At 46.4% G+C, this 23669-nt stretch carries 34 protein-coding genes and 1 pseudogene; 1 reads left to right on the top strand and 34 read right to left on the bottom strand.

The annotated features are described in order from the left end of the window. The 34 genes and pseudogenes from eno to rpsL all read right to left on the bottom strand — a co-directional run bounded on the left by eno (window position 1) and on the right by rpsL (window position 19870). A complete protein-coding gene (gene eno, locus ACT6NV_RS09910) occupies window positions 1-1293 on the bottom strand; it encodes a phosphopyruvate hydratase (RefSeq protein WP_445384295.1) in 1293 nt (430 codons plus the stop codon). A gap of 84 nt (window positions 1294-1377) precedes the next feature. Then, a complete protein-coding gene (gene carA, locus ACT6NV_RS09905) occupies window positions 1378-2505 on the bottom strand; it encodes a glutamine-hydrolyzing carbamoyl-phosphate synthase small subunit (protein WP_445384294.1) in 1128 nt (375 codons plus the stop codon). A gap of 246 nt (window positions 2506-2751) precedes the next feature. Next, window positions 2752-3240 (bottom strand): annotated as a pseudogene (gene rplQ, locus ACT6NV_RS09900) (50S ribosomal protein L17); the annotation flags it as partial. A 51-nt stretch (window positions 3241-3291) separates the two neighbouring features. Continuing rightward, a complete protein-coding gene (locus ACT6NV_RS09895; RefSeq protein WP_445384293.1) occupies window positions 3292-4284 on the bottom strand; it encodes a DNA-directed RNA polymerase subunit alpha in 993 nt (330 codons plus the stop codon). A gap of 18 nt (window positions 4285-4302) precedes the next feature. Continuing rightward, a complete protein-coding gene (gene rpsD / locus ACT6NV_RS09890; protein WP_445384292.1) occupies window positions 4303-4908 on the bottom strand; it encodes a 30S ribosomal protein S4 in 606 nt (201 codons plus the stop codon). Between the two features lie 92 nt (window positions 4909-5000). After that, a complete protein-coding gene (rpsK, locus tag ACT6NV_RS09885; protein ID WP_445384291.1) occupies window positions 5001-5402 on the bottom strand; it encodes a 30S ribosomal protein S11 in 402 nt (133 codons plus the stop codon). A 70-nt stretch (window positions 5403-5472) separates the two neighbouring features. After that, window positions 5473-5847 carry a 30S ribosomal protein S13 gene (gene rpsM, locus ACT6NV_RS09880; protein WP_445381460.1) on the bottom strand — a complete coding sequence of 125 codons (375 nt, stop codon included), beginning with the start codon at window positions 5845-5847 and terminating at the stop codon, window positions 5473-5475. A gap of 2 nt (window positions 5848-5849) precedes the next feature. Next, complete coding sequence (gene ykgO / locus ACT6NV_RS09875) at window positions 5850-5966, bottom strand: type B 50S ribosomal protein L36 (protein ID WP_010519235.1); 117 nt, start codon at window positions 5964-5966, stop codon at window positions 5850-5852. A 13-nt stretch (window positions 5967-5979) separates the two neighbouring features. Further along, window positions 5980-6195 (bottom strand): translation initiation factor IF-1, encoded by a 216-nt coding sequence (gene infA, locus ACT6NV_RS09870; protein WP_015753973.1) that lies wholly within the window; start codon window positions 6193-6195, stop codon window positions 5980-5982. A gap of 3 nt (window positions 6196-6198) precedes the next feature. Next, a complete protein-coding gene (gene secY / locus ACT6NV_RS09865; protein ID WP_445381459.1) occupies window positions 6199-7539 on the bottom strand; it encodes a preprotein translocase subunit SecY in 1341 nt (446 codons plus the stop codon). An 11-nt stretch (window positions 7540-7550) separates the two neighbouring features. Further along, complete coding sequence (rplO, locus tag ACT6NV_RS09860; protein WP_445381458.1) at window positions 7551-8003, bottom strand: 50S ribosomal protein L15; 453 nt, start codon at window positions 8001-8003, stop codon at window positions 7551-7553. Between the two features lie 12 nt (window positions 8004-8015). Then, complete coding sequence (gene rpmD, locus ACT6NV_RS09855; protein WP_445381457.1) at window positions 8016-8195, bottom strand: 50S ribosomal protein L30; 180 nt, start codon at window positions 8193-8195, stop codon at window positions 8016-8018. Window positions 8196-8206: 11 nt separating this feature from the next. Beyond that, window positions 8207-8731 carry a 30S ribosomal protein S5 gene (gene rpsE, locus ACT6NV_RS09850; protein ID WP_445381456.1) on the bottom strand — a complete coding sequence of 175 codons (525 nt, stop codon included), beginning with the start codon at window positions 8729-8731 and terminating at the stop codon, window positions 8207-8209. 3 nt (window positions 8732-8734) lie between these two features. Beyond that, window positions 8735-9091, bottom strand: coding sequence for a 50S ribosomal protein L18 (rplR, locus tag ACT6NV_RS09845; protein WP_445384290.1), 357 nt, complete (start codon window positions 9089-9091; stop codon window positions 8735-8737). 11 nt (window positions 9092-9102) lie between these two features. Further along, window positions 9103-9645, bottom strand: a complete 543-nt coding sequence (gene rplF / locus ACT6NV_RS09840; RefSeq protein WP_445384289.1) for a 50S ribosomal protein L6 — start codon at window positions 9643-9645, stop codon at window positions 9103-9105. 27 nt (window positions 9646-9672) lie between these two features. After that, the gene (rpsH, locus tag ACT6NV_RS09835; RefSeq protein ID WP_445384288.1) at window positions 9673-10071 is read right to left on the bottom strand and encodes a 30S ribosomal protein S8; all 399 of its coding nucleotides are present in this window, start codon (window positions 10069-10071) and stop codon (window positions 9673-9675) included. Between the two features lie 19 nt (window positions 10072-10090). Next, on the bottom strand, window positions 10091-10360 hold the full coding sequence (gene rpsN / locus ACT6NV_RS09830; RefSeq protein ID WP_445381452.1) for a 30S ribosomal protein S14: 270 nt from the start codon (window positions 10358-10360) through the stop codon (window positions 10091-10093). Between the two features lies 1 nt (window position 10361). Next, window positions 10362-10913, bottom strand: a complete 552-nt coding sequence (gene rplE, locus ACT6NV_RS09825) for a 50S ribosomal protein L5 (RefSeq protein WP_445384287.1) — start codon at window positions 10911-10913, stop codon at window positions 10362-10364. Window positions 10914-10915: 2 nt separating this feature from the next. Further along, window positions 10916-11227 (bottom strand): 50S ribosomal protein L24, encoded by a 312-nt coding sequence (rplX, locus tag ACT6NV_RS09820; RefSeq protein ID WP_445384286.1) that lies wholly within the window; start codon window positions 11225-11227, stop codon window positions 10916-10918. 11 nt (window positions 11228-11238) lie between these two features. Beyond that, complete coding sequence (rplN, locus tag ACT6NV_RS09815) at window positions 11239-11607, bottom strand: 50S ribosomal protein L14 (RefSeq protein WP_445381449.1); 369 nt, start codon at window positions 11605-11607, stop codon at window positions 11239-11241. A 2-nt stretch (window positions 11608-11609) separates the two neighbouring features. Next, on the bottom strand, window positions 11610-11867 hold the full coding sequence (gene rpsQ / locus ACT6NV_RS09810; protein WP_445381448.1) for a 30S ribosomal protein S17: 258 nt from the start codon (window positions 11865-11867) through the stop codon (window positions 11610-11612). A 13-nt stretch (window positions 11868-11880) separates the two neighbouring features. After that, on the bottom strand, window positions 11881-12072 hold the full coding sequence (gene rpmC, locus ACT6NV_RS09805; RefSeq protein ID WP_445381447.1) for a 50S ribosomal protein L29: 192 nt from the start codon (window positions 12070-12072) through the stop codon (window positions 11881-11883). Window positions 12073-12084: 12 nt separating this feature from the next. Continuing rightward, complete coding sequence (rplP, locus tag ACT6NV_RS09800) at window positions 12085-12507, bottom strand: 50S ribosomal protein L16 (protein ID WP_445381446.1); 423 nt, start codon at window positions 12505-12507, stop codon at window positions 12085-12087. Between the two features lie 21 nt (window positions 12508-12528). Continuing rightward, window positions 12529-13248, bottom strand: coding sequence for a 30S ribosomal protein S3 (gene rpsC, locus ACT6NV_RS09795; protein WP_445381445.1), 720 nt, complete (start codon window positions 13246-13248; stop codon window positions 12529-12531). A gap of 5 nt (window positions 13249-13253) precedes the next feature. Then, the gene (gene rplV, locus ACT6NV_RS09790) at window positions 13254-13661 is read right to left on the bottom strand and encodes a 50S ribosomal protein L22 (RefSeq protein ID WP_445381444.1); all 408 of its coding nucleotides are present in this window, start codon (window positions 13659-13661) and stop codon (window positions 13254-13256) included. A gap of 5 nt (window positions 13662-13666) precedes the next feature. Next, entirely contained in the window at window positions 13667-13945 is a 279-nt protein-coding gene (gene rpsS, locus ACT6NV_RS09785; protein WP_445384285.1) for a 30S ribosomal protein S19, read from the bottom strand. A 12-nt stretch (window positions 13946-13957) separates the two neighbouring features. After that, entirely contained in the window at window positions 13958-14782 is an 825-nt protein-coding gene (gene rplB, locus ACT6NV_RS09780) for a 50S ribosomal protein L2 (protein WP_445384284.1), read from the bottom strand. A gap of 9 nt (window positions 14783-14791) precedes the next feature. Further along, window positions 14792-15082 (bottom strand): 50S ribosomal protein L23, encoded by a 291-nt coding sequence (rplW, locus tag ACT6NV_RS09775; RefSeq protein ID WP_445384283.1) that lies wholly within the window; start codon window positions 15080-15082, stop codon window positions 14792-14794. Window positions 15083-15088: 6 nt separating this feature from the next. Further along, window positions 15089-15718 (bottom strand): 50S ribosomal protein L4, encoded by a 630-nt coding sequence (gene rplD / locus ACT6NV_RS09770; protein ID WP_445381440.1) that lies wholly within the window; start codon window positions 15716-15718, stop codon window positions 15089-15091. Then, window positions 15718-16335, bottom strand: a complete 618-nt coding sequence (gene rplC, locus ACT6NV_RS09765; protein ID WP_445384282.1) for a 50S ribosomal protein L3 — start codon at window positions 16333-16335, stop codon at window positions 15718-15720. The genes rplD and rplC overlap by 1 nt, the downstream gene beginning before the upstream one ends. A gap of 214 nt (window positions 16336-16549) precedes the next feature. Beyond that, window positions 16550-16855, bottom strand: a complete 306-nt coding sequence (rpsJ, locus tag ACT6NV_RS09760) for a 30S ribosomal protein S10 (RefSeq protein ID WP_013073266.1) — start codon at window positions 16853-16855, stop codon at window positions 16550-16552. A 10-nt stretch (window positions 16856-16865) separates the two neighbouring features. Further along, on the bottom strand, window positions 16866-18992 hold the full coding sequence (fusA, locus tag ACT6NV_RS09755; RefSeq protein ID WP_445384281.1) for an elongation factor G: 2127 nt from the start codon (window positions 18990-18992) through the stop codon (window positions 16866-16868). Between the two features lie 6 nt (window positions 18993-18998). Beyond that, entirely contained in the window at window positions 18999-19475 is a 477-nt protein-coding gene (gene rpsG / locus ACT6NV_RS09750; protein ID WP_445381437.1) for a 30S ribosomal protein S7, read from the bottom strand. Window positions 19476-19495: 20 nt separating this feature from the next. Then, complete coding sequence (gene rpsL, locus ACT6NV_RS09745) at window positions 19496-19870, bottom strand: 30S ribosomal protein S12 (RefSeq protein ID WP_014032016.1); 375 nt, start codon at window positions 19868-19870, stop codon at window positions 19496-19498. Between the two features lie 552 nt (window positions 19871-20422). Between rpsL and ACT6NV_RS09740 the strand changes: the two genes are divergently transcribed. Then, window positions 20423-23659: a SusC/RagA family TonB-linked outer membrane protein gene (locus ACT6NV_RS09740; protein WP_445384280.1), complete on the top strand. Its 3237-nt coding sequence runs from the start codon at window positions 20423-20425 to the stop codon at window positions 23657-23659. Window positions 23660-23669 lie beyond the last annotated feature (10 nt).

The following is a 23669-nucleotide window of genomic DNA, read 5'->3' as shown; positions in this document are numbered from 1 at the left end:
TTAAGAGCCTACCTTAAAAGCTGCTGTCCCGGGGAAATAGGCTACAGAACCCAATTCCTCCTCTATGCGCAACAATTGATTGTACTTTGCCATCCGGTCAGAGCGGGAAGCAGATCCGGTCTTTATCTGGCCGGTGTTCAGGGCCACTGCCAGGTCGGCAATGGTATTGTCTTCCGTTTCTCCCGAACGATGAGACATCACAGAGGTATAGCCCGCATTCTTCGCCATATTCACGGCCGAAATCGTTTCGGTAAGCGTCCCGATCTGGTTCACCTTGATAAGGATGGAATTAGCGATTCCCTGCTCAATTCCCTTTCCAAGTCGTTCCACATTGGTTACAAACAGGTCGTCGCCCACCAATTGCACGCGGTCCCCTACCTTTTCGGTAAGCATCTTCCAACCATCCCAGTCATTTTCGTCCATGCCGTCCTCAATCGAAATAATGGGATATTTGGAACAAAGTTCTGCCAGGTATTCGGCTTGTTCCTGAGATGTTCTGACAGCCCCGGAGGCCCCTTCAAATTTTGTATAATCGTATTTTCCGTCCACGTAGAATTCGGCGGCAGCACAATCCAGGGCAATCATCACTTCCTCGCCCATTTTGTAACCAGCCTTTTCCACTGCCTTTGCTATGGTATCCAAGGCATCCTCGGTACCGTCCAGGGTAGGTGCAAATCCACCTTCATCCCCAACTGCAGTACTCAGGTTGCGGTCGTGCAATACCTTCTTCAGGTTGTGGAAGATCTCAGTCCCCATCTGCATGGCATGGGTGAAATTCCTGGCCTTTATGGGCATCACCATGAACTCCTGAAAAGCGATAGGGGCATCCGAGTGGGAACCCCCGTTAATAATATTCATCATAGGTACCGGAAGGGTATTGGCGCTTACACCGCCCACATAGCGATATAAAGACATTCCCAATTCATTTGCGGCCGCCTTTGCAACTGCCAGAGATACGCCCAGAATGGCATTTGCTCCTAATTTTGATTTGTTAGGGGTACCGTCAAGTGCTATCATGGCCTGGTCGATCTTATTCTGATCAAAAACCAGCATTCCGCGTACCTTATCCGCAATAGTCGTATTTACGTTTGCTACAGCCTTGCTCACTCCCTTCCCCATATAGGCCTTTCCTCCATCGCGCAACTCCACGGCTTCATGTTCGCCGGTGGAGGCCCCTGACGGGACTGCTGCCCTGCCCAGAACGCCATTCTCTGTGATTACATCCACTTCAACAGTGGGGTTTCCTCTCGAATCCAGTATTTGTCTGGCATGTATGTCTAGTATGATACTCATAAATATAAATCTGTAGTTATTAGGATTTTTAAAGATACAAAAGCTGAGCTTCCCGGCCTTTTTTTTCAGGCAGAAAAGCCGCTGTCAGACCTCTGTCCCCTTGGGAACAAACTGGCGAATGGCTTCGAAAAACTGATCGAAGAGATATTCGGCATCATGCGGCCCCGGACTGGCTTCGGGGTGATACTGAACCGAAAACACATTCTTGTTTTTCATGCGAATCCCGGCCACCGTCTGATCATTGAGGTGTAAATGAGTAATTTCGAGCTCTGGGTGGGCCTCTGTTTCTTCCCTGTTAATGGCAAATCCATGATTTTGGGAAGTAATTTCGCCTTTCCCGCTCAGCAGGTTGATTACCGGGTGGTTAATACCCCTGTGTCCGTGGTGCATCTTGTAGGTGCTTACCCCATTGGCCAGGGCAATTACCTGATGCCCCAGGCATATCCCAAAGAGAGGCTTATCCGTAGCAATAATATTCCGGGCGGTTTCAACAGCTTCCTTTAAAGGTTCAGGATCACCGGGGCCATTGGAGATAAAATAGCCATCCGGGTTCCAGGCCTGCATCTGCTCAAAAGAGGTATTATGCGGAAAAACCTGAATATACGCTCCCCTTTTGGCCAGGTTTCTAAGAATATTTTTTTTGATCCCGATATCCAGCGCCGCAATTTTAAGATCAGCTTCAGGGTCCCCCACAAAATAGGGTTCTTTTGTGGACACCCTGGAAGCCAGTTCAAGGCCTTCCATTCCGGGAACTTCTGCCAGTTCCTTCTTAAGGGCATCCAGCTCATCCACACGGGTAGAAATTACCGCATTCATGGCTCCGTTATCGCGTATATAACTTACCAGGGCACGGGTATCGACATCCGAGATAGCAAATAGTTTATTGGCATTTAAAAATTCCTGCAGGCTGTAATCCGCATCGTATCGGCTGTATTCATAGCTGAAATTTTTACAAATCAGTCCGGAGATTTTAACTCCGTCGGATTCAGATTCTGCTGATTTAGCACCGTAATTACCGATATGTGCATTGGTCGTTACCATTAATTGACCATAATAGGACGGGTCCGTAAAAATTTCCTGATATCCGGTCATCCCGGTATTGAAACAAACCTCCCCAAAGGCTGTACCCGCCTGATCTCCAACGGATTTTCCATAAAAAATAGTTCCGTCTGCAAGTAATATCAGCGCCTTACGTTTAGCCAGATACTTCATAAATACATTACTGTTTTAGGATTCATAACAAATTAACATAAAAAAAAGGATAGCCATTCAGGACTATCCTTTTCTTGTTTATAACTTTTAAAAAACTGTAGCCTATTCTTTGGCATCTTCATCTTTGTCTTTAGATTCTGCCTTAGGTTTCGCTTCCTTCGGTGCCTCAGCTTTTGGAGCTTCCTTTTCAGGAGCTTTCTGTTCTTCAGCAGCCGCTTCCTTTTTCGCCTCAGTTGCAGGCTTGGCTTCCGCTTCTGGTGCGGCCGTTTCAACTGCTTTTGCCGGTTCTGCTTTAGACTTGGAGCGTCGGCTTCTTCGGGTGCTTTTCTTAGATGGCTTCCCTGCGTTGTACAACTCATTGAAGTCTACCAGTTCGATCATCGCCATGTCTGCATTATCCCCCAGGCGGTTTCCAAGCTTAATAATCCTTGTATATCCCCCCGGACGATCCGCAACCTTCTCAGCAACAGAACTGAAAAGCTCCGTTACAGCCTCTTTGGAACGCAGGTTTTTAAATGCGATCCTGCGGTTGTGGGTTCCTTTCTCCGCTGTCTGATTGTTCTCAGCCTTGGATTTAGTGATCAGTGGCTCAATGAATTGCTTCAGGGCTTTTGCCTTGGCTACTGTAGTGTTGATACGTTTATGTTCTATCAGGGAGCAGGCCATATTAGCCATCATGGCTTTCCTGTGTGCCGTTTTTCTTCCCAGATTGTTGACTTTCTTTCCGTGTCTCATCGTTCTCTTATAATTTGGCTATGCATTGATTTCCAATCCTGAGCCTTATGCTTAGTCTTTATCCAGTTTATATTTTGACAAATCCATCCCGAAATTCAGGCCCTTGTTGATTACAAGCTCTTCCAGCTCCGTAAGGGATTTTTTTCCAAAATTCCTGAATTTCATCAGGTCGTTCTTGTTAAAGGAAACCAGGTCTCCCAGCGTATCTACTTCTGCTGCCTTAAGGCAGTTCAGGGCTCGTACGGACAGGTCCATATCTACCAGCTTCGTTTTGAGCAACTGCCTCATATGCAGAGATTCCTCATCATAGGTCTCTGTCTGCGCAATTTCATCCGCCTCCAGGGTAATTCGCTCATCGGAGAACAACATAAAGTGGTGTATAAGCACTTTAGCCGCTTCAGTTAAAGCGTCCTTTGGATGGATAGATCCATCGGTAGCGATTTCAAAAACCAATTTCTCATAATCGGTCTTTTGCTCTACCCGGTAATTCTCAATGCTGTATTTTACATTTCTCACCGGGGTGAAAATGGAATCTACTGCGATGCTTCCCAGAGGAGCATTGGATTTCTTATTCTCTTCAGCAGGAACATATCCCCGGCCTTTCTCAATAATGATCTCCATATTGATATTCACCTTGGGATCCATGTTGCAGATAACCAGGTCCGGATTCAATACCTGAAAACCGGATATAAACTTCTGGAAATCTCCTGCGGTGAGCTGATCTTTCCCACCAACTGAAATGGAAACCGTTTCTTCGTTTACATCGTCAATCTGACGCTTGAAACGAATCTGTTTCAGATTAAGGATTATTTCGGTTACATCTTCCACAACACCTTCGATCACCGAAAACTCGTGTTCCACCTTGTCAATCCGCACTGAGGTAATCGCAAAACCTTCCAAAGAAGCCAGCAAAACCCTTCTGAGTGCATTCCCGACAGTAAGACCATAACCTGGTTCCAAGGGCCGAAATTCGAACTTTCCTTCGAAATCGGTGGAATCGATCATTATTACTTTATCGGGCTTCTGAAAATTAAATAATGCCATAATCGGATCTGTGTTGTTTTATTTAGAGTATAACTCGACAATTAATTGTTCCTTGATGTTCTCAGGAATCTGCAGCCTTTCCGGTACTGCGACAAAAGTTCCTTCCTTCTTGTCTGCATTCCAGCTGATCCATTCGTATACGCTGCTATTGGATGAAAGAGATTCTTCGATGCTCTGCAGTGATTTTGATTTCTCACGCACCCCAACAACATCCCCTGCTTTCAGGCTGTATGAAGGAATGTTTACCAAACTGCCATTTACGGTGATGTGCCTGTGGGAAACCAGCTGACGAGCAGCACTTCTGGACGGGGCAATTCCCATTCTGTAAACTACATTGTCTAAGCGTGATTCGCAAAGCTGTAGTAATACTTCCCCGGTTACCCCTTTGCTACGGTTGGCCTGAGCGAAAAGATTCCGGAACTGTCGCTCCAGAATACCATAGGTGTACTTGGCCTTTTGCTTTTCCTCCAGCTGAATAGCATATTCAGACTTTTTTCCCCTCCGGCGGTTGTTTCCATGTTGCCCGGGAGGGTAATTCTTTTTTTCAAATGCTTTGTCGTCTCCGAAAATCGCCTCGCCGAATTTGCGGGCTATTTTAGACTTTGGTCCTGTGTATCTTGCCATCTTCTTTAAATTAGAAAGAGTGATTATGAATTAAGGCGAATCCTTCGATAACCGTAACTACCCTTTCAGTGAAAAATTAATTAATTGAATACTTAAACTCGTCGCCGTTTGGGTGGTCGGCAGCCATTGTGTGGTAGTGGAGTTACGTCGATAATCTCTGTAACCTCAATACCAGAGTTGTGAATTGTTCTGATAGCAGATTCCCTGCCGTTTCCAGGACCTTTCACATAAACTTTAACCTTCCTCAGGCCTGCTTCATGAGCCGTTTTGGCACATTCCTCAGCAGCCACCTGTGCAGCGTAAGGCGTGTTCTTCTTAGAACCTCTGAAGCCCATCTTACCAGCGGAGGCCCAGGAAATCACATCCCCTTTCTTATTCGTCAGGGAGATAATGATATTGTTGAAAGAAGCTGTTATATGAGCTTCTCCGGTAGATTCTACCGATACCTTCCGCTTTTTGGTTGTTTTTGTCGTTTTTGAAGCTGTCTTTGCCATTCTTTTAGAATCTAGTCATTAGTAGTGCTGCTCTGAGCCTGTAATTCAGGCACATTTGGCTTTACTAAAATTATTTGGTAGCCTTTTTCTTGTTAGCCACAGTTTTACGCTTTCCTTTACGGGTACGTGAATTGTTCTTGGTCCGCTGTCCCCGAAGTGGAAGTCCGGAACGGTGACGAATGCCACGGTAACATCCGATATCCATCAGCCGTTTGATATTCAACGATGTTTCGGAACGGAGCTCTCCCTCAATGGTATAGGAAGAAACCGCTTCCCGGATACGTCCAATTTCGTCATCAGACCAATCCGATACTTTCGTGTCTTCGCTAACCTTGGCTTTCTCAAGGATTTCCTTAGCCCGGCTTTTCCCCACACCAAAGATGTAAGTAAGGGCTATGACGCCTCTTTTTTGTTTTGGTATATCTACCCCTGCGATTCTTGCCATAACTACCCTTGTCTTTGTTTAAATCTTGGATTCTTTTTGTTGATTACGTAAAGTCTGCCCTTGCGTCTTACAATTTTGCAATCGGCACTTCTCTTTTTTATGGATGCTCTTACTTTCATCTGATGCAGTTTCTTAGTATCTGTATGTTATTCTTGCCTTGGTAAGGTCATATGGACTCATTTCCAATTTAACCTTGTCTCCCGGAAGCAATTTGATATAGTGCATACGCATCTTTCCGGAAATATGCGCCGTTACCACATGGCCGTTCTCCAGTTCAACGCGAAACATTGCATTGGATAAGGCTTCTATTATGGATCCGTCCTGTTCTATAGGAGCTTGCTTGGCCATATATTATGCTACTTTTCTGTTTTTACCTGTTTTCATCAATCCGTCGTAATGACGATTCAGCAAATAGGAATTAACCTGTTGAACCGTATCTATGGCGACCCCTACCATAATCAGTAGGGAAGTACCTCCAAAGAAGAGTGCCCAGTTGGCCTGAATATCCATGAGTTTCACCACAATAGCGGGGAAAACTGCAAGGAACGCCAGAAAAATGGAACCAGGAAGCGTTATCAGAGACATAATCCTGTCAAGGAAATCTCCCGTTTCCTTCCCGGGTCGTATCCCTGGGATAAAGCCACCGCTGCGTTTCAGGTCATCTGCCATCTTGTTGGTCGGAACCGTAATGGCCGTATAGAAATACGTAAAGATGATGATCAGCACGGCAAACAATATGTTGTAAGCCAGTCCGAAAATATCCTGAAACTGAACTTCCATCCACTGGCCCACGGCTGTATCATTAAATGTACTGCCCAGTAGCCCTGGTGCAAACATGATCGCCTGAGCAAAGATGATAGGCATTACCCCGGAGGCATTCAGCTTCAGGGGAATATACTGACGGGAGCCCATCACATTCTTTTCATATCCGCCGGAAGCGGTCCGCCTGGCATACTGAACCGGAATACGTCTTGTAGCCATCACCAGCAGAACACTGGCCAGAATCACTACAAACCATAGAATTAATTCCACCAGAATCAGCATAGGCCCTCCATTTCCGTTTAAACGCGAGGCGGCCTCCTGTACAAAGGCCTGAGGCATGGTTGCGATGATCCCTATCATAATCAGAAGGGAAATCCCGTTACCGATACCTTTGTCCGTAATCTTTTCTCCCAACCACATGGCAAAAACACAGCCCGTTACCAGGATGATCACAGAGGGTATAATGAAATTGAGACCTTTTCCGAGCAAAAATGCGGAATCCGGAACACCCAGGGCACCCAGACTATACAAATAGGCAGGAGCCTGTACAATACAGATCGCGATGGTGAGCCATCTTGTAATCTGATTTTTGGTCTTCCGCCCGCTTTCGCCTTCCTTGTCCAGCTTTTGTAAATAAGGAACGGCAATTCCCATTAGCTGTACAACAATGGAAGCGGAGATATAAGGCATAATTCCCAGTGCGAAAACGGAGGCATTTGCAAAAGCCCCTCCGGTAAACGCATTGAGGATTCCCAAAATACCCTGCTCCGTGTTGGAGGATAATTCAGCCAGCTGCGAGGTATCAATTCCGGGTAGTACAACCTGGGCACCAAAGCGGTATACCAGCAACAGACCGAGGGTGATCAGGATTCTGGACCTGAGTTCCTCTATCTTCCAGATATTTGTTATGATCTCAAAAAATTTCTTCATAACGGCTTGGCTTATAAACTTATCGCTTCTCCTCCGGCAGCTTCGATAGCGGCTTTGGCAGAGGCTGTAAACTTATGAGCGCTCACTTTTAAAGACGCTTTTAACTCACCGCGTCCCATTATTTTAACTAAATCATTTTTATGTGCCAGGCGCAGGGCTACCAGATTTTCAACAGTAACCTCCTTCTTCAGGCTGCCATTATCTACAAGTTCCTGAAGGGTATCCAGATTGATCCCCCTGTATTCAGTCCTGTTGATATTGGTAAAACCAAACTTGGGAACACGCCGCTGCAATGGCATTTGCCCTCCTTCAAACCCTATTTTCTTAGAGTATCCTGAACGCGATTTGGCTCCTTTGTGCCCACGGGTTGCAGTTCCGCCTTTCCCGGATCCCTGCCCGCGACCTACGGTCTTTCCTGCTTTGTGAACCGCGCCTTTTGCCGGTTTTAAACTCCCTAAATCCATACTACCTTTATTTTAGGCTTCAACTACTGAAACCAGGTGTTTTACTTTTTCAATCATTCCAAGGATACTGGGTGAACCTTCGTGTTCGGCCACCTTTCCAATCCTGCCCAGCCCTAAAGCCTCTAATGTCCTTTTCTGGTTCTGAGGCTTTTTAATGCTGCTTTTTACTTGCTGTACTTTAATTTTTGCCATGGTTCGCCTGCTTATCCGTTGAAAACTTTATCCAGAGAAATACCTCTTTGTTTGGCTACCGTATTGGCATCCCTCAGTTGCAACAAAGCATCAAAGGTTGCTTTTACCACGTTGTGTGGATTGGAAGAACCCTGGGATTTGGACAGTACGTCCTGAACTCCAACGGCCTCCAGTACCGCGCGAACAGCACCACCGGCGATAACCCCGGTACCGTGTGAAGCTGGCTGGATATATACCCGTGCCCCTCCGTATTTACCTTTTTGCTCGTGTGGCAGGGTGCCTTTGTTCAACGGGATTCTGATCAGGTTTTTCTTGGCATCTTCTATTGCCTTCGCAATAGCTGTTGCCACCTCCTTGGATTTCCCCAAGCCATGACCAACCACACCGTTCTCATCTCCTACCACAACAATGGCAGAGAATCCGAAGGCCCGGCCTCCTTTGGTTACCTTGGTAACCCGTTGTACACCAACCAGGCGGTCCTTTAATTCAAGACCACCGGGCTTTACAGTTTCCACATTTTTGTATTTCCCGTACATATATTAAAATTTTAAGCCGCCTTCTCTGGCACCTTCTGCTAACGATTTAACTCTTCCGTGATATTGATAGCCGCCGCGATCAAATGCAACCGCTTCTATTCCGGCAGTCTGGGCTTTTTTAGCCAACGCCTTGCCAACTGCAACAGCGATCTCAGACTTTGTTCCTTTGGCTTTTTCCAACTCCTTGTCTCTGGAAGAGGCCGCAACCAGGGTTTCCCCTGTTACATCATTAATGATCTGCGCATAGATCTCCTTATTGCTTCTGTAAACAGATAGGCGAGGTCTTTCGGTTGTTCCAAAAGATGTCTTTCGTATGCGTCTTCTAATTCTGTTCCTTCTTTCAGGCTTCGTTAGTCCCATTCTACTTTATATTAAGCTGATTTACCTGCTTTTCTTCTCAATTGCTCTCCTACAAACTTGATCCCTTTACCTTTGTATGGTTCAGGCTTGCGGAAGGAGCGGATTTTAGCGGCGATCTGACCTACCAGCTGCTTGTCGTGAGAGGTAAGTTTAATGATCGGGTTCTTTCCCTTTTCCGAAGTGGTTTCCACTTTCACCTCAGGTGCCAGGTCAAGCACTATATTGTGAGAAAACCCAAGTGCCAAATCTAATTTCTGTCCCTGGTTGCTGGCGCGATATCCAACCCCTACCAATTCCAGTTCTTTGGTCCATCCGGTGGTAACCCCTTTGATCATGTTGTTGATCAGGGAGCGGTACAGGCCGTGTTTGGCTTTGTGTGCCTTGGATTCAGAATTGCGGTTTACAACCACTTCTCCATCGGCAACCGATACCGTTACATCAGAAAATTCCTGGGTCAGTTCCCCAAGCTTCCCCTTTACGGTTATCAGATTATCTGAAACCTCAACGGTAGCTCCTTCGGGAATGGCTATCGGATTATTACCTATTCTAGACATGCTTCTGAAACTTTATAATTCTTTCTATTAATACACGTAGCACAGAACCTCTCCGCCTACTTTTTCTTTTTTGGCCTGCTTGCTGGTCATTACCCCGTGAGAGGTTGAAACAATAGCAATTCCGAGGCCATTTAAAACGCGGGGCAGCTCTTCAGACCCGGAATATTTCCGGAGCCCTGGTTTACTGATTCGCTGTATTTTACGAATAACAGGCTCTTTGGTTACCTTGTCGTATTTCAAAGCGATCTTGATGCTACCCTGAGCCTGGTCATCCTCAAACTTATAGCTGAGGATATACCCCTGATCAAATAATATCTTGGTAATCTCCTTTTTCAAATTGGAAGCCGGAACCTCCACTACCCTGTGACCTGCCCTACTGGCATTTCGAATTCGGGTCAAATAATCTGCGATTGGATCTGTAAACATCTTTCTTCGTATTATGCGATTACCAACTTGCTTTCTTTACACCTGGAATCAATCCCTGGTTTGCCATTTCGCGGAACATCACCCTGGAAATTCCGAAAGTGCGCATGTATCCCTTAGGACGTCCGGTGAGCTTACAACGGTTGTGCAAACGTACCGGGGAGGCGTTTTTTGGCAATTTCTGCAAGGCTTCGTAGTCGCCGGCTTCTTTCAGAGCCTTGCGCTTCTCTGCATATTTTGCTACCATTTTGGCCCTTTTGCGTTCACGGGCTTTCATTGATTCTTTAGCCATACTAATTCTTTTTAAAGGGTAACCCCAATTCGCTTAATAGTGATTTCGCTTCCTTGTCAGTCTGAGCTGATGTCACAAAGGTGATATCCATCCCGTTGATACGGTTGATCCTGTCAATATTGATCTCGGGGAATATGATCTGCTCGGTAACCCCTAAGTTATAATTTCCACGTCCGTCAAACCCGGTAGCCTTGATGCCCTGGAAATCACGAACCCTTGGTAAAGCCGTGGTAACCAGCCTGTCCAGGAATTCGTACATCCGTTCTCCCCTGAGGGTTACTTTTGCACCGATAGGCATGCCTTTCCGCAGTTTGAAAGCAGCCACGTCCTTTTTGGACATTGTAGATACCGCTTTCTGTCCGGTGATCATGGTCAGTTCGTCCACCGCATGGTCTATGAGTTTTTTATCTGCTACTGCAGCTCCCACTCCGCGGCTTACAACTATTTTCTGCAGCTTGGGCACCTCCATAACATTGGAATAGCCAAACTCCTCGGTAAGCGCCTTCATGATGCGCTCCTTATATTCTTTCTTTAATCTTGGTACGTAGGCCATAACTATATTACTTCATTGGATTTCTTGGCAACGCGAACTTTCTTCCCATCGCGCATTTCGTAACCTACCCGTGTTGATTCCCCGGATTTCGGGTCAATCAGCGACAGGTTTGAAATATGAATAGGCGCCTCTTTCTTGACAATGCCTCCCTGCGGATTGCCGGCACTGGGCTTTTCGTGCTTGGATACAATGTTCACATCTTCCACGATGGCCTTGTTCTTATCCCGAAGGATTCGGACCACCTTGCCTTCGCTACCCTTATGGTCTCCGGCAACGACGCGAACAGTATCTCCAGATTTAATCCTAATTTTCATTTCAGTCTTCTTTAAAGTACCTCGGGAGCCAAGGAAACGATTTTCATAAATTGTTTATCTCGCAATTCCCGTGCTACAGGGCCAAAAACCCTGGTGCCGCGCATCTCCCCCTGAGGGTTCAGCAATACACAGGCATTGTCGTCAAAGCGGATATAAGATCCGTCTGGTCTGCGAACTTCTTTAGTGGTTCGGACCACTACGGCAGTAGAAACTGCACCTTTTTTGATGGTTCCGTTAGGAGTTGCCTCCTTAACCGTTACCACGATCTTATCTCCCAGGGAGGCGTACCTTCTTTTGGTTCCCCCCAGCACACGGATGGTCAAAACTTCTTTTGCCCCGGTGTTATCTGCTACTCTGAGTCTTGATTCTTGCTGTAACATAATTATTTGGCTCTTTCAAGGATTTCTACCAATCTCCAACACTTGGTTTTGCTCATAGGGCGGGTTTCCATGATTTTCACGGTATCCCCTATGTTACAATCATTGGTTTCGTCGTGTGCAACATATTTTTTTGTCCGCAGTACGAATTTCCCGTACATGGGGTGCTTTACCCGCTTGACTTCAGCCACCACTATGGATTTCTCCATTTTGTTGCTGGTCACAACGCCTACTCGTTCTTTTCTTAAATTTCTGTTTTCCATAAAGCAACACCAATTATTGGTTCTCCCTTTTTGTTATTTCAGTTGCCAACCGGGCTACGGTCCTTCTCATCTTTCTCAATTGCAGCGGGTTTTCGAGCGGAGTTACTGCGTGGGCCATTTTAAGATCCTCGTATTGTTTCTTAAAATCGCTTATTTTTTCCGCCAGCTCCTCTGCTGACATTTCTTTGATCTCTGACTGTTTCATCGTCCTGGATTATTATGAGGGATCGTAATCCCTGGCCACTATAAATTTTGTTTTAACCGGTAATTTCTGAGCTGCCAGTCGCAGAGCTTCCTGAGCAATATCCAAAGGCACTCCGGCAACCTCGAACATGATACGGCCCGGTTTTACCACGGCCACAAAATATTCCGGGGCTCCTTTACCTTTACCCATACGTACCTCCAGCGGTTTTTTGGTTATCGGTTTATCCGGGAAAATCTTGATCCATAGCTGTCCCTGGCGCTTCATGTAACGCGTGGCAGCAATACGGGCTGCTTCAATCTGACGGGAAGTGATAAAACAGGAATCCAACGATTTGATTCCGAACATCCCGTTTGAAAGCTGATGCCCTCTTTGAGAATTTCCTTTCATCCGGCCTTTCTGCGCCTTCCGAAACTTGGTTCTTTTTGGCTGTAACATGGTTCTTTACGCTTCTTTAAATTACTTTCTGCGACGTTTTTTTCCTCCTTCAGGTTTTCCTGACTTGCTGCCTCCCGTTCCCTTGGACATGCCAACTAATGGGGAGAGCTCGCGCTTGCCGTATACCTCACCTTTCATGATCCACACTTTAACTCCCAGTCTTCCATAGGTAGTGTGAGCTTCGTGCAGGGCATAATCGATGTCTGCACGGAAAGTTGATAATGGGATCCGGCCGTCTTTATAAGTTTCCGAACGCGCCATTTCAGCTCCGTTCAAACGTCCTGAAATCATTACTTTAATCCCTTCCGCGTTCATACGCATTGCAGCTGCTATAGCCATCTTGATTGCGCGGCGGTAAGAAATCCGGCTTTCGATCTGTCTGGCGATACTGGCTGCAACCAAATTCGCATCCACTTCGGGCCTTTTGATTTCAAATATGTTGATCTGGACTTCCTTGTCCGTAATCTTTTTTAATTCTTCTTTAAGCTTGTCAACCTCCTGACCGCCTTTCCCGATAATGATTCCGGGACGGGCTGTTGTAATGGTCACAGTGATAAGCTTCAGGGTCCTCTCAATGATCACCCTGGAAACACTGGCCTTGGCCAGACGGGCGTGGATATACTTACGGATCTTATCGTCTTCTGCCAATTTGTCTCCGTAATCATTTCCTCCGTACCAGTTGGATTCCCAACCACGGATGATTCCCAGACGATTACCTATCGGATTCGTTTTTTGTCCCATATTTCTTAACTATCTGCGTTATTTCTGGCTCCCAATACCAGGGTTACATGATTGGATCTCTTTCTGATTCTGTGTGCTCTTCCCTGAGGGGCTGGACGCAATCGCTTCAGCATGCGCCCGCTGTCTACACGGATTTCCTTTACAAACAAATCTGCCTCCTCAATATTGGCATCCTCGTTTTTGGCCTGCCAGTTAGCAATAGCTGACAAAAGCAGTTTTTCCAGCCTGCGAGAAGCTTCTTTTGGGTTAAATCGAAGAATAGCCAGAGCCTTCTCCACTTCTTCCCCACGCACCAGGTCGGCAACCAATCTCATTTTCCTTGGAGAGGTAGGACAATTGTTCAGTTTGGCAAATACCAACTGTTTTTTCTCCTCCTTGATTCTCTCCGCCATCTGTTTTTTGCGAACACCCATAGCGTTTATCTTTTACCTTTATTTTTAGCCCCAGCATGTCCTCGGAACGATCGGGTTGGTGAAAACTCACCCAACTTGTGACCTACCATGTTCTCAGTAACAAACACAGGAACAAACTGACGTCCATTGTGTACTGCAATTGTCTGCCCCACAAAATCCGGGGTGATCATCGATGCTCTTGACCAGGTCTTGATTACGGTTTTCTTCCCGGAGTCCAGGTTTTGCTGAACTTTCTTTTCAAGACTGTAATGAACGTATGGTCCTTTTTTTAGGGAACGTGCCATTTATAATTCGTTTTATTTCTTTCTGCGTTCTAATATATATCGGTTGCTGTCCTTGGTTCTGGAACGAGTCCTGAATCCTTTGGCAGGAATACCTTTTTTGGATCTCGGGTGTCCTCCGGAGGCACGACCTTCTCCACCACCCATTGGGTGATCTACAGGGTTCATGGCTACCGGACGGGTACGCGGCCTTCTTCCCAACCAGCGGCTGCGACCGGCTTTCCCGGATACGATCAGCTGGTGGTCAGAGTTTGAAACCGCTCCGATGGTTGCCAGGCAGTTTACCAGGATCATCCGTGTCTCACCTGAAGGCAGTTTGATGGTGGCATATTTGCCTTCCCTTGCCATTAATTGTGCAAAGGTCCCTGCGCTTCTGGCCATCACGGCTCCCTGTCCCGGGCGCAACTCTATCCCTGAGATAATAGTTCCCAGAGGAATTTCCGAAAGAGGAAGAGCGTTTCCAATTTCAGGCGCAGAACCGGAACCGGCTTTGATCTGCTGCCCTACCTGCAGTCCGTTAGGAGCAATGATGTAGCGTTTTTCGCCATCAGTGTATTCAACCAGGGCTATAAAAGCAGTCCGGTTTGGATCGTACTGAATGGATTTGACTTCTGCAGCCACATCCTGCTTATCCCTTTTGAAATCGATTACACGATATCTTCTTTTGTGACCACCACCTTTGTAGCGCATGGTCATCTTCCCCTGCTTATTACGCCCTCCTGATTTCTTAATCGGAGCAAGCAAGCTTTTTTCAGGCTTGTCTGTAGTGATGGCATCAAAGCCGTTTACTACTTTAAAGCGCTGTCCGGGGGTTATTGGTTTTAATTTTCTAACTGACATGCCGTGTCTTTATAGATTACTGTAAAAATCAATTACATCACCATCCTCCACGTCTACAATGGCTTTTTTGAATGCGTTGGACTTCCCTTGCTGCAATCCCGTTTTAGTATAGCGGGTTTTGCGGGAAGGTCCATAATTCATGGTGCGCACTTTGGTAACCGAAACACCGTAGGTCGCCTCTACTGCAGCTTTAATCTGCAGCTTGTTGGCAGACGGATCTACGATGAAACCATAGCGGTTGTACAACTCACTATCAGAGGTCATTTTCTCAGTAATGATGGGTTTAATCAACACACTCATGATTTCTTAATTATTTAGATTCGTTTCGATTCCTTCTAAAGCACCTTCCAACAAGACAACGCTGTTCGCGTTTAATATTTTATAAGTGCTTAATTCTGAGTTAGTTACAACTTCAGACCCTTTGAAATTACGCGACGACAAATATACGTTATTATTTGAATCGCCCAACACTATCAGGGACTTTTTGTTCTCAAGGCCCAGTGCTTTGAGGACCGCAGCAAAATCTTTGGTCTTGGGCTGCTCAAAAGTAAAGTCTTCCACTACCATGATGGCATTTTCCTGAGACTTCATGCTCAATGCCGATTTACGGGCAAGGCGCTTTACGTTTTTGTTGAGCTTCTGGGTATAATCTTTAGGCCTGGGGCCGAAGATTCTTCCTCCCCCACGAAAAACCGGAGATTTGATACTTCCAGCCCTTGCGGTTCCTGTACCTTTTTGCTTTTTAATCTTGCGGGTACTACCTACAATTTCTGCGCGCTCCTTGGTTTTGTGCGTACCCTGGCGCTGATGCGCCAGATATTGCTTAACATCCAGGTAAATGGCGTGCTCGTTGGGCTCTATTTTGAAGACTGCATCCGAAAGCTCTGCTTTTCGGCCGGTCTCTTTTCCCTTAATGTCTAAAACTGATACCTTCATTACTTCTCAATGGTTATGTATGCGTTCTTATGACCGGGAACACATCCTTTAACAACTAAAAGATTCTTTTCAGGAACAACTTTCAATACCCGGAGGTTCTGAACGGTAACCCGCTCATTACCCATTTGTCCGGCCATCTTCATTCCTTTGAAAACTCGTGCGGGATAAGATGCCGCTCCGATGGATCCGGGAGCCCTGAGGCGGTTGTGCTGCCCGTGAGTAGCCTGTCCAACACCGCCGAAACCGTGCCGCTTAACTACCCCCTGGAAGCCTTTTCCTTTGCTGGTGCCGATAACATCCACAAATTCCCCTTCCTTGAACAGATCCACCCCTAGGATGTCTCCTAATTTGTACTCACCTTCAAAATAACGGAACTCGACAACTTTTTTCTTTGGAGAAGTGCCTGCTTTCTTAAAATGACCGTTTTCGGCCTTGTTTGCACGCTTTTCTGCCTTGTCATCGAAACCGAGTTGAAGGGCTTTATACCCGTCTACCTCTTCGGTTCTGACTTGGGTAACTATGCATGGTCCTGCCTCAATAACGGTACAGGGGATATTCTTCCCGTTCTCGTCAAAGATGCTGGTCATGCCTACTTTTCTTCCGATTAACCCAGACATACTATTTATTTAAATTAAAATTATGAGACTTCAGGTCTTGGATTCATTTGAACCGGACCTTACATCCCGTTATACACAATATTTAATCACAACTTTCCGACAAAAAAACAGGGCCAAAAATAATTCGACCCCGAATGTATTTTTGTTTCCGTTTTTCCCTTGCTTCAACGCTCAGGACATGTCAGGAAGGGCCCGCGCCCTTCACTGGCCTTTATCAGACCTTAATTTCAACCTCTACGCCACTGGGCAGCTCTAATTTCATGAGCGCATCAATGGTTTTGGAGGAGGAACTGTATATATCCAGCAATCGCTTATATGAGCTTAGCTCGAATTGCTCCCTGGACTTTTTATTCACGTGAGGCGAACGCAACACGGTGAATATTTTTTTATGCGTAGGCAGCGGAATAGGTCCCGTTACCACCGCTCCGGTAGTCTTTACCGTTTTTACAATCTTCTCCGCAGACTTATCTACCAGGTTGTGATCGTAAGACTTTAATTTGATTCTGATTTTCTGACTCATCACTCCTTAATTAAGCGGTTACACCTTTCACTGATTTGATCACTTCCTCTGCGATATTCGAAGGAGTTTCCGCATAGTGAGAGAACTCCATGGTCGAAGTGGCCCTTCCCGATGAAAGGGTACGCAACGAGGTCACATATCCGAACATTTCAGACAGCGGTACATCCGCTTTGATTACTTTAGAACCTGCCCGGTCAGACATATTGTTCACCTGGCCACGGCGGCGGTTCAAATCCCCTACAATGTCCCCCATGTTCTCTTCCGGTGTCAACACCTCGAGTTTCATGATAGGCTCCATCAGTACGGCCCTGGCAGCCTTGGCAGCGGTTTTATATCCCAGCTTTGCAGCCAGTTCGAAAGACAGGGAATCAGAATCCACAGGGTGGAACGAACCGTCTTTCAGGGTGATCTTCATACTATCCATCTCGAATCCGGCCAAAGGTCCGTTTTTCATGGCTTCCTTGAATCCTTTTTCCACAGATGGAATATATTCCTTAGGAATGTTACCTCCCTTGATTTCATTTACGAATTCCAGTCCGGTAACCTCTTCTCCTGCAGGCTCCATCACAAAAACGATGTCTGCAAATTTACCACGACCACCCGTCTGTTTCTTGTACACCTCTCGGTGGTTCGCAACAGCGGTAAGCGCTTCCTTGTATTCCACCTGGGGTTGTCCCTGGTTTACCTCAACTTTAAATTCGCGTCTGAGGCGGTCTACGATGATGTCCAGGTGCAGCTCTCCCATTCCTGAGATGATGGTTTGCCCGCTGGCCTCATCCGTTTTAACCTGGAAGGTCGGATCTTCCTCTGCCAGTTTGGAGAGTGCCATCCCAAGCTTATCCACATCCGCCTTGGTTTTAGGCTCTACCGCGATCCCGATTACAGGATCAGGGAAATTCATGCTTTCCAGCACTATTGGATGCTTTTCGTCTGAAAGCGTGTCTCCGGTTTTGATATCCTTAAATCCAACAGCTGCCCCAATGTCTCCGGCGGAAATAGATTCCACTGCATTTTGTTTGTTGGAGTGCATCTGGTAGATCCTGGAAATACGCTCTTTGTTCCCGGAACGATTGTTCAGAACATAAGAACCGGCATCCAGTTTTCCGGAATAGCAGCGGAAGAAGGCAAGGCGTCCTACAAAAGGATCGGTCGCGATCTTAAATGCCAGGGCCGAAAACGGCTCTTTTGGATCCGGCTTACGGGAAATTTCTGCTCCGGTGTCCGGATTGGTTCCGGTGATCGCCTCCTTGTCCAGGGGAGAAGGAAGGTATCGGCAAACCGCATCCAGCAAGAACTGAACTCCTTTATTTTTAAATGAGGATCCACAGATCATCGGGATGATACTCATATCCATTACAGCAGCTCTTAAGGCAGCGTGGACTTCATCCTCAGTGATGGAATTCTCATCTTCGAAAAATTTCTCCATCAGATTTTCGTCGTACTCAGCCACAGCCTCAATAAGGGCTGCACGGTACTCCTTAACCTCATCCTGCATCTCTGCAGGTATATCGACAACATCAAAAGTTGCCCCTAAATTATCTTCATGCCAGACAATGGCCCGGTTTTTAACCAGATCCACCACCCCTTTAAAATCCGCCTCATCACCAATAGGCAATACTATCGGTACGGCATTGGATTTCAGCATATCTTTTACCTGCTGGCAAACAGCCAGGAAATTTGATCCCTGACGGTCCATTTTGTTAACAAAGCCCATTCTGGGTACTTTGTAGTTATCGGCCAGCCTCCAGTTGGTTTCGGACTGTGGCTCCACCCCGTCAACGGCGCTGAACAGGAAAACCAATCCGTCAAGTACTCGCAGAGAACGGTTTACCTCAACGGTAAAATCTACGTGCCCGGGGGTGTCGATAATGTTAAAGTGATATGGTTTGGTATCGTCTACAGGCTGCCCGTTCTTGGTAGGGAAATTCCAGGTACAGGTAGTTGCTGCAGAGGTAATGGTAATCCCCCGCTCCTGCTCCTGCTCCATCCAGTCCATAGTAGCTGCCCCGTCGTGAACTTCACCGATTTTGTGGCTTACCCCGGTATAGAAAAGAATCCGTTCCGTGGTAGTTGTTTTCCCCGCATCGATGTGTGCAGCAATACCTATATTTCGTGTGTATTTTAAATCTCTCGCCATTATATCTTAAAATCTAAAGTGAGAAAATGCTTTATTCGCCTCTGCCATTTTATGCGTATCTACACGCTTTTTAACAGCTGCTCCTTCTTCCTTGGCCGCAGCCAGGACTTCAGCCGCCAGCTTCTGGGCCATCGATTTCTCATTTCGCTTGCGCGAGAAGGAAATCAACCACTTCATTGCGGTGGAAATCTTACGGTCCGGGCGAATTTGCATAGGAATCTGGAAGGTTGCCCCTCCTACCCTTCTTGATCGCACCTCTACGTGAGGCATGATATTGGAAAGGGCATCTTTCCATAACTCGAGGGAAGTTTTCTCCTCGTCGGTCTTTTTAGCTTCTACAATATCCATGGCATCGTAAAAAATCTTAAAAGCAACTGATTTCTTACCATCCCACATCATCATGTTTACAAAGCGTGTTACCAGCTGATCGTTAAATCTTGGATCTGGCAACAAAGGTCTTTTCTTAGCCTGTCTTTTTCTCATTGCTACTGCTTAATGTGTGTCTAATTTTTGGGGCGTTTGGCACCGTACTTAGATCTGCGCTGCGTCCTTCCGGCTACCCCAGCGGTATCCAGCGCTCCGCGCACGATATGGTATCTAACACCCGGCAAATCTTTCACCCGTCCGCCTCTAACCAATACTATCGAGTGCTCCTGGAGGTTATGTCCTTCACCTGGAATGTAAGCGTTCACTTCCTTTCCATTGGTCAGACGCACCCTAGCAACCTTCCGCATAGCGGAATTAGGCTTCTTAGGGGTGGTGGTGTATACACGTGTACATACCCCTCGTCTTTGTGGACACGAATCCAAAGCAGCCGATTTACTCTTCTTGGTAATTGTGGCCCTTCCTTTTCGTACTAATTGTGAAATTGTTGGCATATAAATAATAAATAAAAATCTACCCTCCTTAAAGGGTCGGCAAATGTAGTAATTATTCACTACAATTCAAATCCTGTCCGATTAATTTTCAAGATTTTTCAATTACGGCTCGGAGATGCATGGCAAGCGTGCTGAATTTTCTATACAGCAGGCTTTTTCAGTGCCCCTAAATTTCAATCTTAAGGGTGTTATTTATACATTAATATATATACCCTTTTCGGATGTTCTTTGAAATAATTTTTTTTGGACTTATGAAATTGATGTTCCGATGAGGTAAAAGCAACAGTATAGCCGAAAATAGTCGAGAAATCGGCAAGCTTATTTACGGCGCAAAAACAAACTGTACACTCCCTTTAAGCCAAATGTCCCAAGACACCCGAAGTTAGAAGATTCGCAACTACAGACGGCAGAAATATAAATGCCCTAATAATCAGGGGTTAAAAATGCAGACTTCAATGATTCTGAGTATAACTTAAAGTTTTATTAAAATAAGTTTGGATTATTAACATGAAATTAAGATTTTCGCAGTTAGCTAATTCAAATAATTAAAAAATGAGAACAAAATTGAATGGAATCTTGACGCTGTTACTGGCGTTTGTTGTGCAGATTTCGTTTGCACAAGAAAAAACGATTTCAGGTACGGTTACAGACCAGGACGGTCTGCCATTGCCTGGAGTTAACATTGTAGTTGAGGGAACCACCACTGGTACTCAAACCGACTTCGACGGAAACTACGCCATCCAGGCCAGCCCTGGACAGGTACTCCTCTATACCTATATAGGTCAGAGGGCAGTCCGAAGAACCGTTGGTGCGGGTAACACCATCAATGTACAGATGGAGGAGGACGCCCAGGCGCTTGAAGAAGTAATAGTAACAGCACAGGGTATTAAGCGAGAGAAGAAAGCCCTGGGTTATGCTGTTTCTTCGGTTGGTGCTGAACAATTGGAGCAACGTGCCGAGGGGGATGTTGCCCGGGTACTTTCAGGAAAAGCTTCCGGGGTAAACATTACTTCTGCCGGGGGTATGTCCGGATCTGGTACCAACATCACCGTAAGGGGTCTGAGTTCCTTTAGTGGAAGTAACCAGGCACTCTTTATTGTAGATGGCGTTCCATTCAGTAATGATACAAACGCTACGGGTAGCTTTATCGGAGGTAATACCGGATCTTCCCGTTTCCTGGACCTGGATCCAAACAACATCGCAAGTGTTGAGGTCTTGAAAGGACTGGCTGCTGCCACCCTTTACGGAACACAGGGTAAGAACGGGGTTATCCTCATTACTACCAAAGCAGGTGCTGCTGCAGGTGGCGCCAAGAAAACGGAGATCACTGTAAACCAGTCGTTCTTCACCAACGAAATGGCTTCCATTCCAGATTACCAGGATAAGTATGGTAACGGGTTTGACCAGTCTTTCGGATGGTTCTTCTCTAACTGGGGACCCAGCTTCGACAGAGACGGGGTATCCGGTTGGGGCGCTCAGTCAGCCATTGATGACAATGGAACCCTGGAGCACCCTTACTCTACTACAGCCGTAGCTTCCACGCGAAACGCCTTCCCGGAATTACAGGGCGCGCGTTATCCATGGCAGCCTTACAACTCTGTTGAAGAGTTCTTCCGACCTGGTTTCGTTACCAACACTAACGTAAACATTGCCGGAAGCACCCAGGACGGGAACACAAACTTTAATGTAAACATCGGATACCTGGATGACAAAGGATTTACACCAGGAAACTCCCTGAACAGATTAAACGTTTCTGTGGGTGGTCGCTCGCAACTGAGCAACAAGTTTTCCATCCAGGCAACTATGAACTACGCACGGACGGATTACCGCACGCCTCCGATTGCCTCCTCAAGGGGTAACGGTACTGACGGTCTGTCTGTTTACGGTAACGTATTGTTTACGCCTCGTTCGGTTGACCTGATGGGACTTCCCTTCGAGAATCCTGTAGACGGATCTTCTGTTTACTACCGAAACGGTAACGACATTATTAACCCACGCTGGACTGCCAAGAACGTAACGTACCGGCAGCTTACAAACAGGGTTTACTGGAATGCCCAGTTAAATTACGAACTGAATGAGAATCTTTCACTGGGCTGGAGAACCGGTCTGGATTTCTATAACGAAAGAAACATCAACGGTTCCAATAAAGGTGGAGTAGAATTTACACAGGCTATTTTCGGGTTCTACCAAACCTATGACAACAACAACACCATCTGGGAACACTTCGTATCCCTGAACGGAAACTATGATATTTCCGAAAAGCTGGGTATGAGCTTTACTGCAGGGGTTACTTCCCGTCAGGATTTCTTTGACCAGCAAGGGGTAAGCAGTACCGGACAGATTGTATTCGGGGTGAAGCGTCACTTCAACTTCCTGAATCAGTCGCCCATTCAGTTCTCCAGAAAGCGAAATATCAACGGTATCCTCGGACAGGCTACCCTGGATTATGACAACTATCTCTTCCTGAACCTTTCAGCACGTACAGACTGGGTTTCCAACCTGACAACTGAAAACAACAGTAAGACGTATCCCGGAGTCAGTGTTTCCTTCCTGCCCATAGCGGCCTTTGACGGAACCTGGAATGATGCACTCCGTATGAACTACCTGAAGCTGCGTGCCAGCTACGGTACTTCAGCCACTTTCCCAACGGGTTATCCTACTGTGAACGTGGTGGAGCAAAGCACACAGATCTTTACTGATCCCGGATCAGGAGGCTTGTTGACTACCAACCAGGTAGACAACTTCAGGGCCAATCCTGATCTGAAGCCTGAGCTCCTTGAAGAATATGAAGCAGGTATCGAAGCGCGTTTCTGGAACAACAGAGTTAACATTGATGCAACCTACTTCCAGAGGGTTACCAACGACCTGATCGTTACCGAGCCTCTTTCACCTTCCACCGGGTTTAGCTTTACGCAAAACAACATCGGGGAAATCAAGAACGAAGGATTTGAAGCAGATTTAGGAGTAGATATCTTCCAGAGCGAAAATTTCACCTGGAATTCAAGAGTTAACTTCTTTACAAACAATGAGACTGTAACGGAGCAGGAGCAGGATTTCATCGCCTACGCCGGTAGTTTGGCAGTTGGTGGTGGTCTCTTCAGAGGTTCTAACGCAGCTATAAAAGGAAAGTCTCTGGGTACCATAGTAGGTACGGCTATCGGACGCGACGATGACGGCAACTTCCTCATTAACGATGCTGGTAACTATGTAGTAGTAGAGCAGGATAATGACGGGAACGTTCCAATCGTTGGAGATGCTATTCCGGACTACACCATGAACTTTATCAACACCCTTCGCTACAAGAACTGGAACCTTGGTTTCCAGGTCAACCATGTGAAAGGTGGAGATATGCTTTCCAGTACTGTTGGAGTATTGTTAGGACGGGGTCTGATTGTTGAGACTCAGGACAGGGAGAATACTTATATCCTGCCAGGAGTTAAAGCTGACGGTTCTGCTAACAATACGCAGATCAACAACTCTACCTATTTCTTCAGCAACCTGCTCTTCGGACCTACTGAAACTCGTATTTACGACGCTTCTGTAATCCGCCTGCAGGAAGTATCCTTGGGGTATAGTTTCCCATCCAAGTGGTTAGACAAAACTCCACTGGGATCACTGACCATCACCGCTCAGGGCTTCAACCTTTGGTATGATGCCTACAACATGCCTGATGGTGCTAACTTTGATCCTAACGTACAGGGGGTAGGTATTGGTAACGGACGAGGCTTTGACTTTATCAACGGTCCAAGTTCTCGCAGATACGGAATCAGTGTAAAAGCATCCTTCTAATAAAAATTGT

The organism is Robiginitalea insularis (assembly GCF_052497835.1).
This window is presented reverse-complemented; position numbering and strand designations above follow the sequence as displayed.